Below are 13158 nucleotides of genomic sequence, written 5' to 3' on the forward strand. Positions count from 1 at the left end.
TCTGCCTCAGGGCTGTGTGGCAAAATAACGGTTCATTTGTACCGCTTCATAGTGATCCAGCAACCAGAACGGACGCTGGTTAAAGGCACGGCATTGGGTGTTGAGGTACTCCTGCCGTTGCTGGTAACGCTGCTTGAGGAGTTGACGCTGGTTTGGTGTGACAAAGACCAGAGTGCTTTTACCTATTTCCAGATCTGCCATCTCGACAAATCGCCACAAAGGGTAATCATTGTATTCACGGCTTTGCCAGCAGATAACAGGCACGACGGTATGCGCTGATAATGCGGTCAACACAGCATGCAACTGCCAATCAGGCCAGTGAAAATCTGAAACAAGAAAGACAAGAGATTGCCTTGTTGGCAGAACTTGCTGAATTTCCGTAAATGCACTGGCCTGGTTGTGTTCCGGGCCAATCGCATTGAAGGCGCTCTGTAAAGCGCTGCAATCTTCCAGCGGCAATAGCTGATCGGTCAACAGATAAGCAGACATTTCATCGCCGGCTGCTGCCACCGACTGGCAGATACTGTCGAACAGGGCTGTGACCATGCTGACTTTATTGACATAAATCATTGAGGAAGACCCGTCAATCAGGACCAGCACATCAAGTTTGCTGCGCTGACGATAGCTTCTGACCTGCAGGTTCTCAAACGGATCGGTGAGACTGGCGTTCAGGTCGATACGGGCAGGTTCAGGTTCATCCAGGAAATGGGTTTTACGGTAAAAGTCGGAGCCCGGGCCTCGCTGACGGCTTTTATGTCCGCCCGGCATCAGGCTGCTGATCATGGCTGTCGTTTTGTAATCGAACAATTGGCTCATGGGGATGCGATAGTGTCCAGAGCGGCCGCAATCAGAGCATCAATAATCTGTTCCCGGTTGTAGTCATATACCGGGTTCAGAAAGATTCGGTGTTTGGCTATTTGCTTGATGATGACATGAAAGTCTTCAGGGATAATCGCCTCCCGTTGATTCAGCCAGGCATTCACTCGCGCGCCGCGGGCCAGATAACTAATCCCCCGCGGTCCCATACCCCCTTTGATTAGCTTGCTGACCTCGACATCCGATATCTGTATGCCATACTCGCCAGGCTCCCGCAGCGCCCGGCAAAGGTGAAAACCATAATCCTGCAGTGCCGAACTGGCTTTGACCTGTTGTTGTATCTGAACTGCGATATCATTCAGGTGCTGATAGGGCAGTATGGCTTTTTCCGCGCTGTTGACCAGTTTGTCGGCATCATGAAAGCGGGGATTGAACATCAGGTCCTTTAATTGCGCTTCTGCTTTTGGCTGTTCCACATGCAACTCCATCATGAATCGGTCACGCGCCGCGGCAGGGAGTTCGAAAGTTTCGTCTTTTTCAATACGATTACGGTCGGCAAACACCTGCAGATGTGGAAAGTGATACGTCTGATTAAAGGCATGTACACTTCTTTCGGCCATGATGCGTAACAACAGGGAGTGAACCTGAGGCCTTGCACGGTTAATCTCATTGAAAAAGAAAATAGATAAGGCATCACCGTGTTTCAGCACCGGCCCGGGACTGACACCGGGTTTGCCACTCTCAGCGATATAGGTGTAATAAACCAGGTCATGGGGCATCAGGTCGATGGTGCCCTCAATACGCTCAAAGCAGCCGCCCAGTGTTTCAGCCACTGTTTTCAGCAGGGTGGTCTTACCGACACCAACATCACCTTCCAGAAGGATATGACCACGGGACAACGTGGCGATCATCATCTGTCTGACAATGGCTTCCTGACCCAGAATCGTCTGGTTGATGCTTTGTTCCGTTTTCTGGATGAGTTTATGCCAGTCTGACATCGCAGGTACACTTGCATGGGTGGGCTGGTTCATAGCGCTTTACCGGCTGTTAGAAAAAGAAAGACCGGCCAGAAAGAGGCCGGTCATCCGGGTTGGAGAATAGCTTAGTATTCCCAGTTACCTGTTTTTTTGAAGTTCGCAACTCGTTGAGCATTGCGTTTTTCCATGGCATTCAGCGCTTCCTGCTGTTTATTGAGCTCTTTTTCGCTGTGCTTGGGATCGTATTTACTGCCTTTGATTTTTTCAGGGAAGCCAGGTTTGGCTTCCCAGCAGTTGCCGGGGGCTTCACAGTTGGTTCCATCATAAGCCATCACAGCGGTGCCGCCTGACAGCATCATCAGGGCAGAACATGTGACTGCGATTGTTTTAAATTTCATTTTTTCTCTCCTTTTATTGCGACGACATAATGAATTGATGTGTTATCGGGGTGGCAACACATCACCCATTAATTGTTTGAAATCATTTTTTAAAGTTTTTCAGTGCTTCTTTGTAATCTTCAGGGACAGGCGCCGGGGTGAAGTCAGCTCTCTCTTCTTCACTCAACCATTCAGCTTTTTCAGGGTCGCCCCAGTAAACACTGCGAATCCATGCCATCACCTGCAGCATTTCATCAATGGTGAGGTTGTTGTATTGCGGCCCCATCATGCTGCGGGCCCCTCCATAGATAGTCTCAAACAGACCCTTGTCGGTGGCATTTTTGGGATAGGTGTAATAGTCATCACCCAAAGCCGGACCCAGTTTGCCTTCAGCATGATGACCGTGACAGCCTGAACAGGCGGTCATAAACAGGCTTTCGCCTGTGTGAATGGCTTCTTCATCATTGTTGTAGATGTTTTCGCCGGTATTTTTAAAGTGTTTAACCGCCTCTGTCTTTTCACCTTTTTTACCGAACGAAAAGTCCAGAACCTCACCAGTGATAGTGTTGCGGAACATCAGTTGCGACTGTGCAATCGGTATCAGTGACACAGTGACGATTGAAGCCAGCAAAATGGCGATGGTGTGGCGGTTTTTTTTCGCTAAGCGAGTTGTATCTGTCATGGTTTTAAATCTTTCCTGTTGTGGGCTCAGCTTTAAAGAAGGGGGATGCCTTCCTGTTTAAGCACGGCTTTTATTTTTGAATCAGCCTCTTGCAGGGCCGTATTTATCTCTGCCAGCAAGTCTTTATCTTCTGTACGCACAGCCACAGACTGTTCGTAGTGCTGGAGCACCCCTTCACCGTCATTGGTCTGGGCAACTTCTTCAGAGACCACCATTTTCAGCGGCACTGAAGCTGATTGAACATAACGTGCTGCTTCCGGTGCCCAGATATGAGCAAGATCTGCTTTACCGGAGCTAACTTCAGCAATTAATACGTCTGGGGCGTAGCGGACATACTGGTTGCGTCTTGACTTGAAGCCGATGAGCGACATCATGTAGTTGAAATTGCCTTCGTATTTGTCGATCTCATGAAGCATCACTTCGGAGGGACTGCCAGGAACGATGGCGAATTTGCTCATGGACTGGAGGTCTTCGCTTTGCCAGGTTTTAATATCCAGATCTTTGTCAGCCGGATAAATGAATGCGTAGCCGGATTTATAATAGGGCTTGCTGGTTGCAACGCGCGGATCATCCTTATCCACACCCATCACAACATCACATTCATTTTTGAGCAGCTTCTCGGTGACCAGGAAAATGGCCGCTTTATCAGACCAGACCATTTCCAGTTCACGGTCCATCTCTTCGGCGAGAATGGCCGCCAGCCTGTTTTCGAAACCTTCGCCGCTTTTGCTGGAATAAGGCATTTCATCAGCGGCCGCGCAGACGCGAAGCGTTTCGTTGTTTGCACTGGCGATATGGCTGAGCATCATGCCGCTGCCAATCAGTAAGCTGAAAAGCGTTTTGAATGTTTTGTTGCTTTGAATGTTTATTTTCATGGTGCTTGACCCCTTGATGGAAGGCCGGCAGCCAGATGACTGCCGGCCGGGTTTTATAACGATTAAGCTTTTAGTAAATGCGGTAAGCCATGCTTACATTTCGTATTCACCGACGCTCAGATCGTCATAGGGGCTCTTACCATCAATTGCAAAGACCATGACGCCACCACCCATCTGGGTGTTTTTCGCCAGTTCTTTAAAGGCGCCGACAGCACCCAGACCGGCAGAGGGGTCATTCAGATCAAACACCAGACCGACAGCTGGCCAGCCACCAACACCATAGTTGATAGCCACATACTGGGTACCGTTATGGGTGTAGGTCATCGGGTGACCTATAGCGCCGGAAGGCAGTTTGAATTTCCACAACAGATCACCGTTGTCAGCATCACGTGCTTTGATGAAGCCATCGAGGGTGCCATAGAAAACCAGGCCGCCTTTGGTTGCCATGGTGCCGCCCCAAACGGAGAATTTCTCCATTTTTTCCCAGGCAAATTCACCGGTAATGGCATTGTAGGCTTTGACCTGGCCGGAACCGATGCCATTCTGGCGGTCACCTTTGGGGCCAGGGTAAGACCAAACATTGGCACCCACGAAGAACTGACCGGCACGGTATGGCAGCATGAATGGCTCCCAATCCATACACAGGTGGTTCAGGCCGAGGTAGAACAGTTCACGTTCCGGGTCATACGAGTCGAAGCCCTGGTTGTGGAAACCCATGGCGGACGGGCAGATGTCACGTGAACGGTGGCCCATACGGGTGCTGTATTCCGGGTCACGAATTGGCAGACCGGTTTCAAGATCGACTTTTTTCACCCAGTTGGCGGTGTCGTCCATCTTGTTGGCAGAGACCAGATCACCGGTTTCACGATCCAGGGTGTAAATGATCCCGTTACGGTCAGGGTGGGTCAGCAGCTTGCGCATTTTGCCATTTTTGTCTTTCTGCTCAGACAGCATCATGACGTTGACGCCAGCATAGTCCCACTCATCATGAGGGGTTTTCTGATAACCGAACTTGGCCAGACCGGTGTCCAGATCACGACCCCAGATAGTCATGGTCCATTTGTTATCACCGGGGCGCATGGTCTCATTCCACGGGGCCGGGTTACCTGAACCATAGTAGAACATGTTCAGATCCGGGTCGTAGGCATACCAGCCCCAGTTGGTACCGCCACCGATTTTCCAGGCATTGTCTTCCCAGGTTTTAGTGCCCAGCCCTTTCTGACCGTAGTGGGGGTTTTCACTGTTGAAGTCTTTGTGCAGACCAATATCACTGTCAGGACCGGTGGCATACCAGCGCCAGGCCATTTCACCGGTGTGAATATCATAAGCGGTAACATAACCACGGACACCCAGCTCAGCACCGGAAGAACCCTGGATAACCAGGTCTTTGGCGACGAATGGGGCAGCTGTTTCAGTCTGACCGACACTAATATCGGCATTTTCCACTTTCCAGTGGACTTCACCGGTTTCCGCATTCAGGGCGACAACGTGACCATCCAGCTGGCTTTTCACGATCATGGCCGGTGTTTTCTCGTCACCCGGCCAGTAAGCGAGACCACGGTTGACCACGTCACAGCAGGCGACGGCACGTGCTGCCGGATCCTGTTTTGGTTTATGTTCCCACTTGATCACGCCCGGTTCATCGAGGTCGATAGCAAAGGTGTTGTTCGGGAACGGGGTGTGGATGTACATGGTTCCGTCGACCACCAGCGGCGCGCCCTCATGACCATTCAGAACGCCGGTTGAGAACGACCAGGACGGGCGCAGGCGATTAACGTTCTTTTTGTTGATCTGGGTTTGCGTACTGTAGTGGGTGCCTGAGAAGTCCTTACCCTGCATCACCCAGTTTTCGTTGTTCTGCTGAAGTTCGACCAGTTTCTGGTTTGCCATAGCAGCACCGGACACTAGGCCCAGGGCTGATGAAACAGCAAGTGCAGTACCGAGTCTGGACCATCGGTTCAGATGCGTTTCTCTCATATATCCTCCTATTTGTTTTGAGTGTCAGCTGAGACTGACTTTGTGGTGCAGCACCAATTACAGAAAACGGTGCTAAAGCACAGCATCCATAGTGCTTTTTTTTGAACAGGACGGGATAGAGAGCGGGGCCCGAAAGCCTAAGGGAAGTTATCCCAAAATGGCGGATGAATGGGCGGTACCGGCTTGATAGCGAGCAGGCCGGCATCGTCCGGCCGAGTCTCTGAAAGGTAGCGCACGATGCCGGGAGGTGATCAAACGGGAGGTGTCTGTAAAACACCGGTTTTTTGGGCCAGAAAGATAATCTCAGCCAGATTGCTGGTGCCGAGCTTACGCATCATATTTGTTTTGTAATTGGAGACGGTCTTGGGCGCCAGGGCCAGGCTGCCAGCCATTTCATTAATGCTCCGGCCTTCCGCCACCATTCTGAATACAGCGAACTCCTGGTGGGAAAGGGCATCCAGTTTGTGGTTGGCATGAACCAGCTTATCCATCGCGATGGCCCGCGCTATTTCGGTACTGAGGTAGTGACCTTTATTGACAATGGTTCTGACAGCCTCAATCAGTACGGATGAAGAGCAGGATTTGGTGATATAACCCCGAGCCCCCATCTCCATGGCCCGCATCGCCAGGGTTGAATCGTCGTGCATGGTGCACACCAGAATCCTTGCTTTGGGATTGCGGGCCGTGATGCGGCGGATACATTCAAGCCCGCCGGCTCCCGGCATGCTGATATCAATAATACAGATATCAGGATTGAGATTGAGATATTGCCGATATCCTTCCTCAGAATTGCTGGCCTGAGCCACGACTTCAAAACCGGCTGAATTCAGCAGTTGCTGATAGCCTTCTCTGAGGATGGTGTGATCATCAATAAGAAGAACAGTGATAGCTTGCATAAGTGGTATTCATTTATATAAGTGGTTGATAAGGGAGCTTCAACTGCAATCTGGTCCCGGAGGGCTTTTTTGTAGAGAGCTCATAGATGCCGCCGAGTGATTGCGCACGTTCGCGAACTGCAAGCAGGCCCAGTCCACGGTCAGCAAAATCAGCAGGCAGTCCTTTGCCATTGTCTTCCAGTACCAGCTGCAGTTGATGATGGCCAAATTCCTGAAACTGACAGATATCGACCGTGACCATATCGGCATCTGCATGACGCCGGATATTGCTCAGGCCTTCCTGTAGTCCCCGGTAAAGTGCAAATGCAACGTCGTTTCCGATCTCATCGTCTTTCAATTCAATTTGTGTTTCGACACTGATATGTGTGTTTGCGCCCCGCCAGTCATGCAGTAACTCCTGAACAGCGCCGGACAGACCAATACTGTCCAGACTGGGTGGTTTCAACTGCCGAAGTTTCTGGCGGGTGATCGAACGCAAATGATCAGTACTGTCGATAACGGAACTGAGACAGGCTTTCAGTTGCTTGTTCTGAGACAGGTTCCGGGCCACAGTCAGATTGGCATCCATTGCCGCCAGGTGCTGGCCGAAAACATCGTGCAGTTCGGTGGCCAGGTGCTTTCGTTCCGATTCCCGCACTTCAATCAAATGCTTAATCAGTGCCTGATTCTCACTGAGGAGCTGACGGATATTGTCATTATTCGCTTGCAGTTTGGCCTGCATTGCCAGGTTATTACTGAGGCTGTAGCTCAGGGCGCGGAGTCGACGGATGCTGAACCATATCAGGCCGAGACAAGCTGCCAGCAATACAAAAACGATTTCATCCAACTGATAGACTTCACCGAGAGCGGTCCAGTCAATATAACGCTCCGCCAGATCCAAATGGGCTGCCAGAAGGTAGGTTGAGAGCGTTAAAAATGCCACCCAGAGCAAATCCCCGATAGTCTGACGACCACCATGCAGTTTGCTCTCGGAGTGGGGAAAGTCCCTGGGAGGGAGGCTCACAGTCATGGCATTTCCATCTGTAATAAAACCGAGAGTATTCACCACCTGACAAGGTCTATACAGGGGGGAAATGCACAATGGGAGCAATTCATAGCGCTAAAAATGAGACTGTCACGGGAATATCCGCGCTGTTGTCTCTAACGCCCTCAGACAAGGCTGAGTAGGATGTTCCAACACATCAGAAAGGCAGGAAAAATTATGAAAATATTCTCAGTGTTGCTGTTTTGCCTGTCGGTCACAACAGCCGCATTTGCGCAGCAAGCTAATGACTTATATGAAGAACTGCAGTTTCTTAAAACCTTTGCCGGCCAGAGCGCCGAATTTGTCAAAACCGAACTGGGAGAGCCCACCTCAGTAGTACAGCGTGAGAATCAAGGTGGCACAGTCGAGTTCTGGATTTATCAGGACAGAGTCCGGCAGGGCACATCAGACAAGGTTTACCGCTACACCCAAATTGGCATAGCCAATGGCTTTGTGGAAACGCTGGGTCACACCAATCGTGATATCAAGAGTCAGTAATTAATGAGGAACAACATGAAACAATGGGCAAGCCTGCTGCTGGCAGGGCAATTTCTGCTGCCGAATATGGCTGTGGCACACGGTCCGACACCACAGAAAATCGATGAAAAAGTGGTGATCGCAGCACCGATTGATGAAGTCTGGCAACAAGTCAGTGATTTCGGCGCGATCGCTGACTGGCATCCGATGGTGGAAAAAGTCGAAGTACCTGAAGCAGGCACGCGGGTGCTGACCCTGAAAGGCAAAGGTAATATCACTGAAAGTCTGGACGATATGAATGCCGATGAACACTCGATGAGCTACCGACTTTATGAAGAGGATATTACGGTATTACCGGTCAGCTTCTACAGTGTTTCCATTGAACTGGAGCCGGTCGATGCCGGCACGGAAATGAGCTGGAAGGGTCGTTTTTACCGGGCTGATACAGGTAATTTTCCTCCTGAACACTACAACGATGCTGCTGCGGTGTCGGCGATGACTGAGTTTGCCAATAGCGGAATGGCAGCATTGAAACAACAACTGGAAGGCCGAAAATAGATGAGACCAAAGCGCAGCTATTTGCTCCTGCTGTCATTATTGGTGCCTGGCGCCGTGACAGCAGAGCGCGCTTTTCTCACTCATCAGGCTGCTGATAGCGTATCAGTGGTTGATTTAGAGACAATGGAAAGACTTGCCGAACTTAAGGTAGCAGCCGCCCCTGTCGGTGTTGCGATCGATAATTTAGGTAAACGCTTTTATGTGACTCATCCGGAAAAAGGACTAATCAGCGTCATAGACAGTGAAAGCTATAAAAAAGTCGGTGAAGTTCGAACCGGAGGTCAACTTTTTGGCATCGCGGTCGATTCCGGGGACAAGCATCAGGTCTTTGTGGCTGACTGGGAACGCAATGCAGTGCTGGTAGTAAACCCTGAATCGATGCTGGTGGTTGATTTGCTTGCCGTCGGCGAAAATCCGGCCGGGCTGACACTTGATAGTGAGCGCCGACGGATTTACGTTGCTAATCGTGAAAGCAACAGTCTGAGCGTTCTGGATGCCGATACGCCCGATCTGTATGCCGAGGTGGAAACAGGCAAAGCGCCTTATGCTGTTTCCATTAGTGCTGATGGCAAACTGGTTTTTGTGACGGGCATTCAGGACGATAGTCTGACCGTGATTGATACTCAGGATTATTCAGTAACTGCCAGACTGGAAGCAGGTGATAAGCCTTACGGGGTCGCTACCACGCCTGACAACAGGTATGTGCTAGTCGTCAATCAGGGCAGTAATGATCTGTGGGTTTACGACCAGCAGACGCTGGAAAAACTGGTTGAAATCCCGGTCGGAGAAATGCCCGAGAGCGTTGCGGTTTCGGCAGATGGTGCTTATGCCTATGTCACTAACTGGTTCAGTAATGATTTGTCAGTGATTGAGCTCGCGACACGCAGAGAAATAAAGCGTTTGCCCGTCGCTGAGTCACCCCGGAGTCTGGGCCGTTTTGTTGCGGACTAATCTGGGTAGAACTCACTGAGCAAAGTTTCGATAACGCTATATCGTTGCAGTAGGCCATTGATGCCGGCAGCAGCGGCATCGCGCTGCCCTTCCTGATATTGATAGCGCAGGCTGTTGGCCTCATGATACAGCTCGGTAAAGGCAGCACGGATATTTTCCAGCCATTCAGCAGTGAATAAATCCTGTTTTTTTGCTTGTTCCACCCAGTGCATAAAGTGGCTTTTCTTGTGATTCATCAGGGGCCAGTGTCTAATCTGATCGGGGCTGGTATGCAGATTATGAAGCACACCATCGAGCCAGTGTTTGGCCTGCAAATGCATCATATGGGCAATAGTCTGTTCGGCATCCAGGCTTTGTGCGGCATGAGCCAGCCAGGTCGGATTGGGTTGATAGCTAGCCAGCCAGTCTCGGCAGTCCTCTGAGGGCATCGGCTTGGCGATGATATAACCCTGGGCCATGTCGCAGCCCATGCTCATCAGCATCAGACCGTGTTCAAGCGTTTCAACACCCTCGGCAATCACCTGATGGTGGAAGGCATCCGTCAGACCGATGACGCCATCGATAATAGTGAAGTCATTGGGATCATCAATCAGGTCCTGAACAAAACTCTGATCAATTTTCACCACATCGACCGGCAGATGGCGCAGATGCGTCAGTGAGGAATAGCCGGTGCCGAAATCATCGAGCGCAATACGAATACCCAGTGAACTGCGGCAGGTGTTGATAATGCTGGAGATATGATTGATATCACTGAGTACGCTACTTTCCAGTATCTCCAGCTGCAGTAACTTGGACGGGACCTTGGGGTGACGACCCAGGATTCTGTCCAACTGGTCAAAAAAGCCTTCCCATTGCAGGTGATGAGAGGAAATGTTGACGCTGATTTCCTGTCGGATGCCGAGATTGAGCCAGGACTCAATTTGCCGTACGGTATGCTCCAGCACCCAATTACCGACGTGAATTTCCAGTTCGGCTCCCTGAATCACCGGCAGAAAACGGCCGGGAGAGATAAGGCCGTGTTCAGGATGTTGCCAGCGAAGCAGGGCTTCCAGACCGATGACTTCGCCGGTGCGCATATTGACCTTGGGCTGATAATACAACACCAATTGATCGGCACGCAGGGCTTCCTGAATTGCCCGGAACTGGTTTTGCTGCTGGCTGATCTGCTGATCATGCATAGCATCAAAAAAGTGGTGCCTGCCCCGCCCGGCGAGCTTGGCCTGATACATTGCCTGATCAGCATGTCGCAGCAGGGTATCGGCATCTGCCTGATCCAGCGGGTAAAGGGTAATACCCAGACTGGCACTCAAAGAAATATTGTCGCCATCAAGCACGTAAGGCAGTTCAATCGAATGCCGGATGCGTTTGATTAGTCGTTCGCAGTGGTCAATCGAGCTGATGTCATTAAGCAGCAACACAAACTCATCGCCCCCCAGTCTGGAGGCGGTATCGTCCTGACGGATACTGGCCTTGATCCGTTGCGCGACCTCAATCAGCAGTTGATCCCCGGTATCGTGGCCATAGCGGTCATTGACCGGTTTAAAACCATCGAGATCGAGAAACACCACGGCCAGCAGGCTGTGATGACGGTTACTGTGGGCAATTGCCTGCTTGAAGCGATCAGCAAACAGACTGCGGTTGGGCAGCTGGGTCAGCATATCGTAATGCGCCATCATTTCCAGCGCCTGTTGCTGTTCCTTGCTCTGGGTAATATCGGAGAACAGGCCCAGATAATTGACGGTTTCACCATGCTCATCGACCAGCGCCGAGATAGTGAGCAGTTCGGCATAGAGCTCGCCATTTTTTCTGCGGTTCCAGATTTCTCCCTGCCACAAACCCTGCTCATGCAGACTGTTCCACATTTCCTGATAGAACAGGCGGCTGTGCTTGTCTGAGCGCAGAATAGACGGGTTTTTGCCGATAACTTCTTCCCGGCTGTAGCCGGTAATTTCAGAAAAGGCCGGGTTGATATCGACGATGTCGCCCTCGGCATCAGTGATCAGAATGCCTTCATGGGCCTGGTTAAACACACGACCAGACATTTTGAGCCTTTCTTCGGCTTTTTTACGGTCCGAGATGTCATAAAGAATGACAATCTGGGTGCTGGTGCTGCCATGCTCGACTTCGGTTGCACTGGCCAGTACATGACGCAAACGACGATCTTTACAGTAGATATCTACCTCGATAGCGTCTAATTGCTCCCCATTTTCCTGCTTTTGCTGCAGATAATATTGCCAGCGTTGTATCACTTTCTCCCGGTAAGCCGGATCGGGATAAGCTTGTGGCCACCAGGCGGCCAGGGTGGGAATATCATCCAATGTATAGCCAAAAGTATGAATAAAGGCCCGGTTCAGATAAATGATCTTGTTTTCACCATCATTGAGTGCGTGCGGAATGGGAGAGGCATCGATGATGGCGCGAAGCTGGCTTTCGCTTTTTTCAAGCGCGGTTTTGGATTGGCGCAGCCGAAATACCCAGTAGGCGACTGGTAACAGCACCAGGACAAACAGCAGCAAGAACTGACGGATTGTTTTAGTACTAATGCCACTGGTCAGGTGCAGCCCCATCCATTTGTTTTCGATTTCCTGACGCTGAGCTTTGCTCAGGTTATTGAGCGCTTTATTGATGATGCTGAACAGTTCCGGCCGGTTTTCGACAACGCCAATACGATAGGCGGTATCCAGATGGGTTTGTCCGGCGAACTGCAGATTTAGCAGGTCATGTTCTTTGATGGCGTAGTTGGCATAAGCGGCATCGCCGATATAGGCATCCGCTTCTCCGGTTGAAACCAGTTCCAGTGCCTGGCGGGTGGTATCCGTGGTCAGCAGCGTGATATCAGGATAGTCATTCTGCAGAAACTCATGGGTGAAATACCCTTTCTCGACGGCAATGGTCTTGCCTTTGAGGTTTTCCAGTGAGCCAATATAACCGTGCCGGTTGGCATTGACGATGACAATCGGATTACTGACATAGGGCATGGTGAAATCGAGATATTTATCCCGTTCTTCATTCATATTCAGACAAGACAGCATATCCAGCTCGTCGCGTTTGGCCATGGCAATAATTTCATGCCAGGGCTTGTCAGCAATAATCTCAAAACTGACCCCAAGCTCGGCTCCCAGCAGCTTCAGATATTCAGCCGCGAGGCCGACATAGTTTCCTTGATCATCGATCCATTCATAGGGGGCAAAATCGCGGTCAATGCCAACCCGTATATGCGGATGCTGTTCCAGCCAGGCTTGTTCTGACGGGCTGAGAATGGCGGTCAGTGAGGGTTGATAAATAAACTGCTGCAATTTGCTATCAGTCAGTGCCGGTGCCAGTTCCAGTTGTTCATAGATATCGGCAATCCGGCGCAGACGTTCGACTTCCAGGGTGCCCAGAGGCACCGCATCGGGTGCGACCAGTTTGCGGGTTTCCCTTGCTTCATAACGCAGTTGTTCTGTGCTGAGCTCGGGGTTGTACTTGTCACGGATAATCCTGATGATTTCATCGGGATGTTGCAGGGCGTACTCCCAGCCTTTAAGCGAGGCCCGCAGCATCCGTTT

The 13158-nt window shown here is 50.9% G+C and carries 12 protein-coding genes; 3 read left to right on the forward strand and 9 right to left on the reverse strand.

Going from position 1 to position 13158, the window contains the following annotated elements:
* Positions 1-6 precede the first annotated feature (6 nt).
* The 8 genes from FH755_RS06660 to FH755_RS06695 form a co-directional block, all read right to left on the reverse strand.
* Positions 7-816, reverse strand: a complete 810-nt coding sequence (locus tag FH755_RS06660) for a hypothetical protein (RefSeq protein WP_292439842.1) — start codon at positions 814-816, stop codon at positions 7-9.
* Positions 813-1847: a MoxR family ATPase gene (locus tag FH755_RS06665; RefSeq protein ID WP_292439844.1), complete on the reverse strand. Its 1035-nt coding sequence runs from the start codon at positions 1845-1847 to the stop codon at positions 813-815. Before FH755_RS06665 ends, FH755_RS06660 begins: the two co-directional genes overlap by 4 nt.
* Positions 1848-1918: 71 nt before the next feature.
* Entirely contained in the window at positions 1919-2191 is a 273-nt protein-coding gene (locus FH755_RS06670; RefSeq protein WP_292439846.1) for a methanol dehydrogenase, read from the reverse strand.
* Positions 2192-2273: 82 nt separating this feature from the next.
* Positions 2274-2852 (reverse strand): cytochrome c(L), periplasmic, encoded by a 579-nt coding sequence (gene moxG / locus FH755_RS06675; protein WP_292439847.1) that lies wholly within the window; start codon positions 2850-2852, stop codon positions 2274-2276.
* Positions 2853-2884: 32 nt separating this feature from the next.
* Positions 2885-3727 (reverse strand): methanol oxidation system protein MoxJ, encoded by an 843-nt coding sequence (gene moxJ / locus FH755_RS06680; RefSeq protein WP_292439849.1) that lies wholly within the window; start codon positions 3725-3727, stop codon positions 2885-2887.
* Between the two features lie 93 nt (positions 3728-3820).
* Positions 3821-5704 carry a methanol/ethanol family PQQ-dependent dehydrogenase gene (locus FH755_RS06685; protein ID WP_292439851.1) on the reverse strand — a complete coding sequence of 628 codons (1884 nt, stop codon included), beginning with the start codon at positions 5702-5704 and terminating at the stop codon, positions 3821-3823.
* Positions 5705-5955: 251 nt separating this feature from the next.
* Positions 5956-6600 (reverse strand): response regulator transcription factor, encoded by a 645-nt coding sequence (locus FH755_RS06690; RefSeq protein WP_292439853.1) that lies wholly within the window; start codon positions 6598-6600, stop codon positions 5956-5958.
* A gap of 13 nt (positions 6601-6613) precedes the next feature.
* Positions 6614-7609, reverse strand: coding sequence for a histidine kinase (locus FH755_RS06695; protein WP_292439855.1), 996 nt, complete (start codon positions 7607-7609; stop codon positions 6614-6616).
* 192 nt (positions 7610-7801) lie between these two features.
* Here FH755_RS06695 and FH755_RS06700 point away from each other — a divergent pair, with 192 nt between their 5' ends.
* The 3 genes from FH755_RS06700 to FH755_RS06710 are packed head-to-tail and all read left to right on the forward strand — an operon-like array spanning position 7802 to position 9610.
* Positions 7802-8122, forward strand: coding sequence for a hypothetical protein (locus FH755_RS06700; RefSeq protein WP_292439857.1), 321 nt, complete (start codon positions 7802-7804; stop codon positions 8120-8122).
* Between the two features lie 15 nt (positions 8123-8137).
* On the forward strand, positions 8138-8659 hold the full coding sequence (locus tag FH755_RS06705) for an SRPBCC family protein (RefSeq protein ID WP_292439859.1): 522 nt from the start codon (positions 8138-8140) through the stop codon (positions 8657-8659).
* Positions 8660-9610 carry a cytochrome D1 domain-containing protein gene (locus FH755_RS06710; protein WP_292439861.1) on the forward strand — a complete coding sequence of 317 codons (951 nt, stop codon included), beginning with the start codon at positions 8660-8662 and terminating at the stop codon, positions 9608-9610. It begins immediately after the preceding gene.
* Here FH755_RS06710 and FH755_RS06715 read toward each other — a convergent pair.
* Positions 9607-13152 carry an EAL domain-containing protein gene (locus FH755_RS06715; RefSeq protein WP_366658738.1) on the reverse strand — a complete coding sequence of 1182 codons (3546 nt, stop codon included), beginning with the start codon at positions 13150-13152 and terminating at the stop codon, positions 9607-9609. The two genes, FH755_RS06710 and FH755_RS06715, sit on opposite strands and share 4 nt — an antisense overlap.
* Positions 13153-13158: the final 6 nt, after the last annotated feature.

The sequence above is a fragment of the Methylophaga sp. genome (genome assembly GCF_009711715.1).
Taxonomy (GTDB): domain Bacteria; phylum Pseudomonadota; class Gammaproteobacteria; order Nitrosococcales; family Methylophagaceae; genus Methylophaga.

What these genes read in the sequence shown, in the direction of transcription:
- FH755_RS06660 (WP_292439842.1), bottom strand. Translation starts at nt 816, where the DNA reads ATGAGCCAATTGTTCGATTACAAAACGACAGCCATGATCAGCAGCCTG.
- FH755_RS06665 (WP_292439844.1), bottom strand. Translation starts at nt 1,847, where the DNA reads ATGAACCAGCCCACCCATGCAAGTGTACCTGCGATGTCAGACTGGCAT.
- FH755_RS06670 (WP_292439846.1), bottom strand. Translation starts at nt 2,191, where the DNA reads ATGAAATTTAAAACAATCGCAGTCACATGTTCTGCCCTGATGATGCTG.
- moxG (WP_292439847.1), bottom strand. Translation starts at nt 2,852, where the DNA reads ATGACAGATACAACTCGCTTAGCGAAAAAAAACCGCCACACCATCGCC.
- moxJ (WP_292439849.1), bottom strand. Translation starts at nt 3,727, where the DNA reads ATGAAAATAAACATTCAAAGCAACAAAACATTCAAAACGCTTTTCAGC.
- FH755_RS06685 (WP_292439851.1), bottom strand. Translation starts at nt 5,704, where the DNA reads ATGAGAGAAACGCATCTGAACCGATGGTCCAGACTCGGTACTGCACTT.
- FH755_RS06690 (WP_292439853.1), bottom strand. Translation starts at nt 6,600, where the DNA reads ATGCAAGCTATCACTGTTCTTCTTATTGATGATCACACCATCCTCAGA.
- FH755_RS06695 (WP_292439855.1), bottom strand. Translation starts at nt 7,609, where the DNA reads ATGACTGTGAGCCTCCCTCCCAGGGACTTTCCCCACTCCGAGAGCAAA.
- FH755_RS06700 (WP_292439857.1), top strand. Translation starts at nt 7,802, where the DNA reads ATGAAAATATTCTCAGTGTTGCTGTTTTGCCTGTCGGTCACAACAGCC.
- FH755_RS06705 (WP_292439859.1), top strand. Translation starts at nt 8,138, where the DNA reads ATGAAACAATGGGCAAGCCTGCTGCTGGCAGGGCAATTTCTGCTGCCG.
- FH755_RS06710 (WP_292439861.1), top strand. Translation starts at nt 8,660, where the DNA reads ATGAGACCAAAGCGCAGCTATTTGCTCCTGCTGTCATTATTGGTGCCT.
- FH755_RS06715 (WP_366658738.1), bottom strand. Translation starts at nt 13,152, where the DNA reads ATGCTGCGGGCCTCGCTTAAAGGCTGGGAGTACGCCCTGCAACATCCC.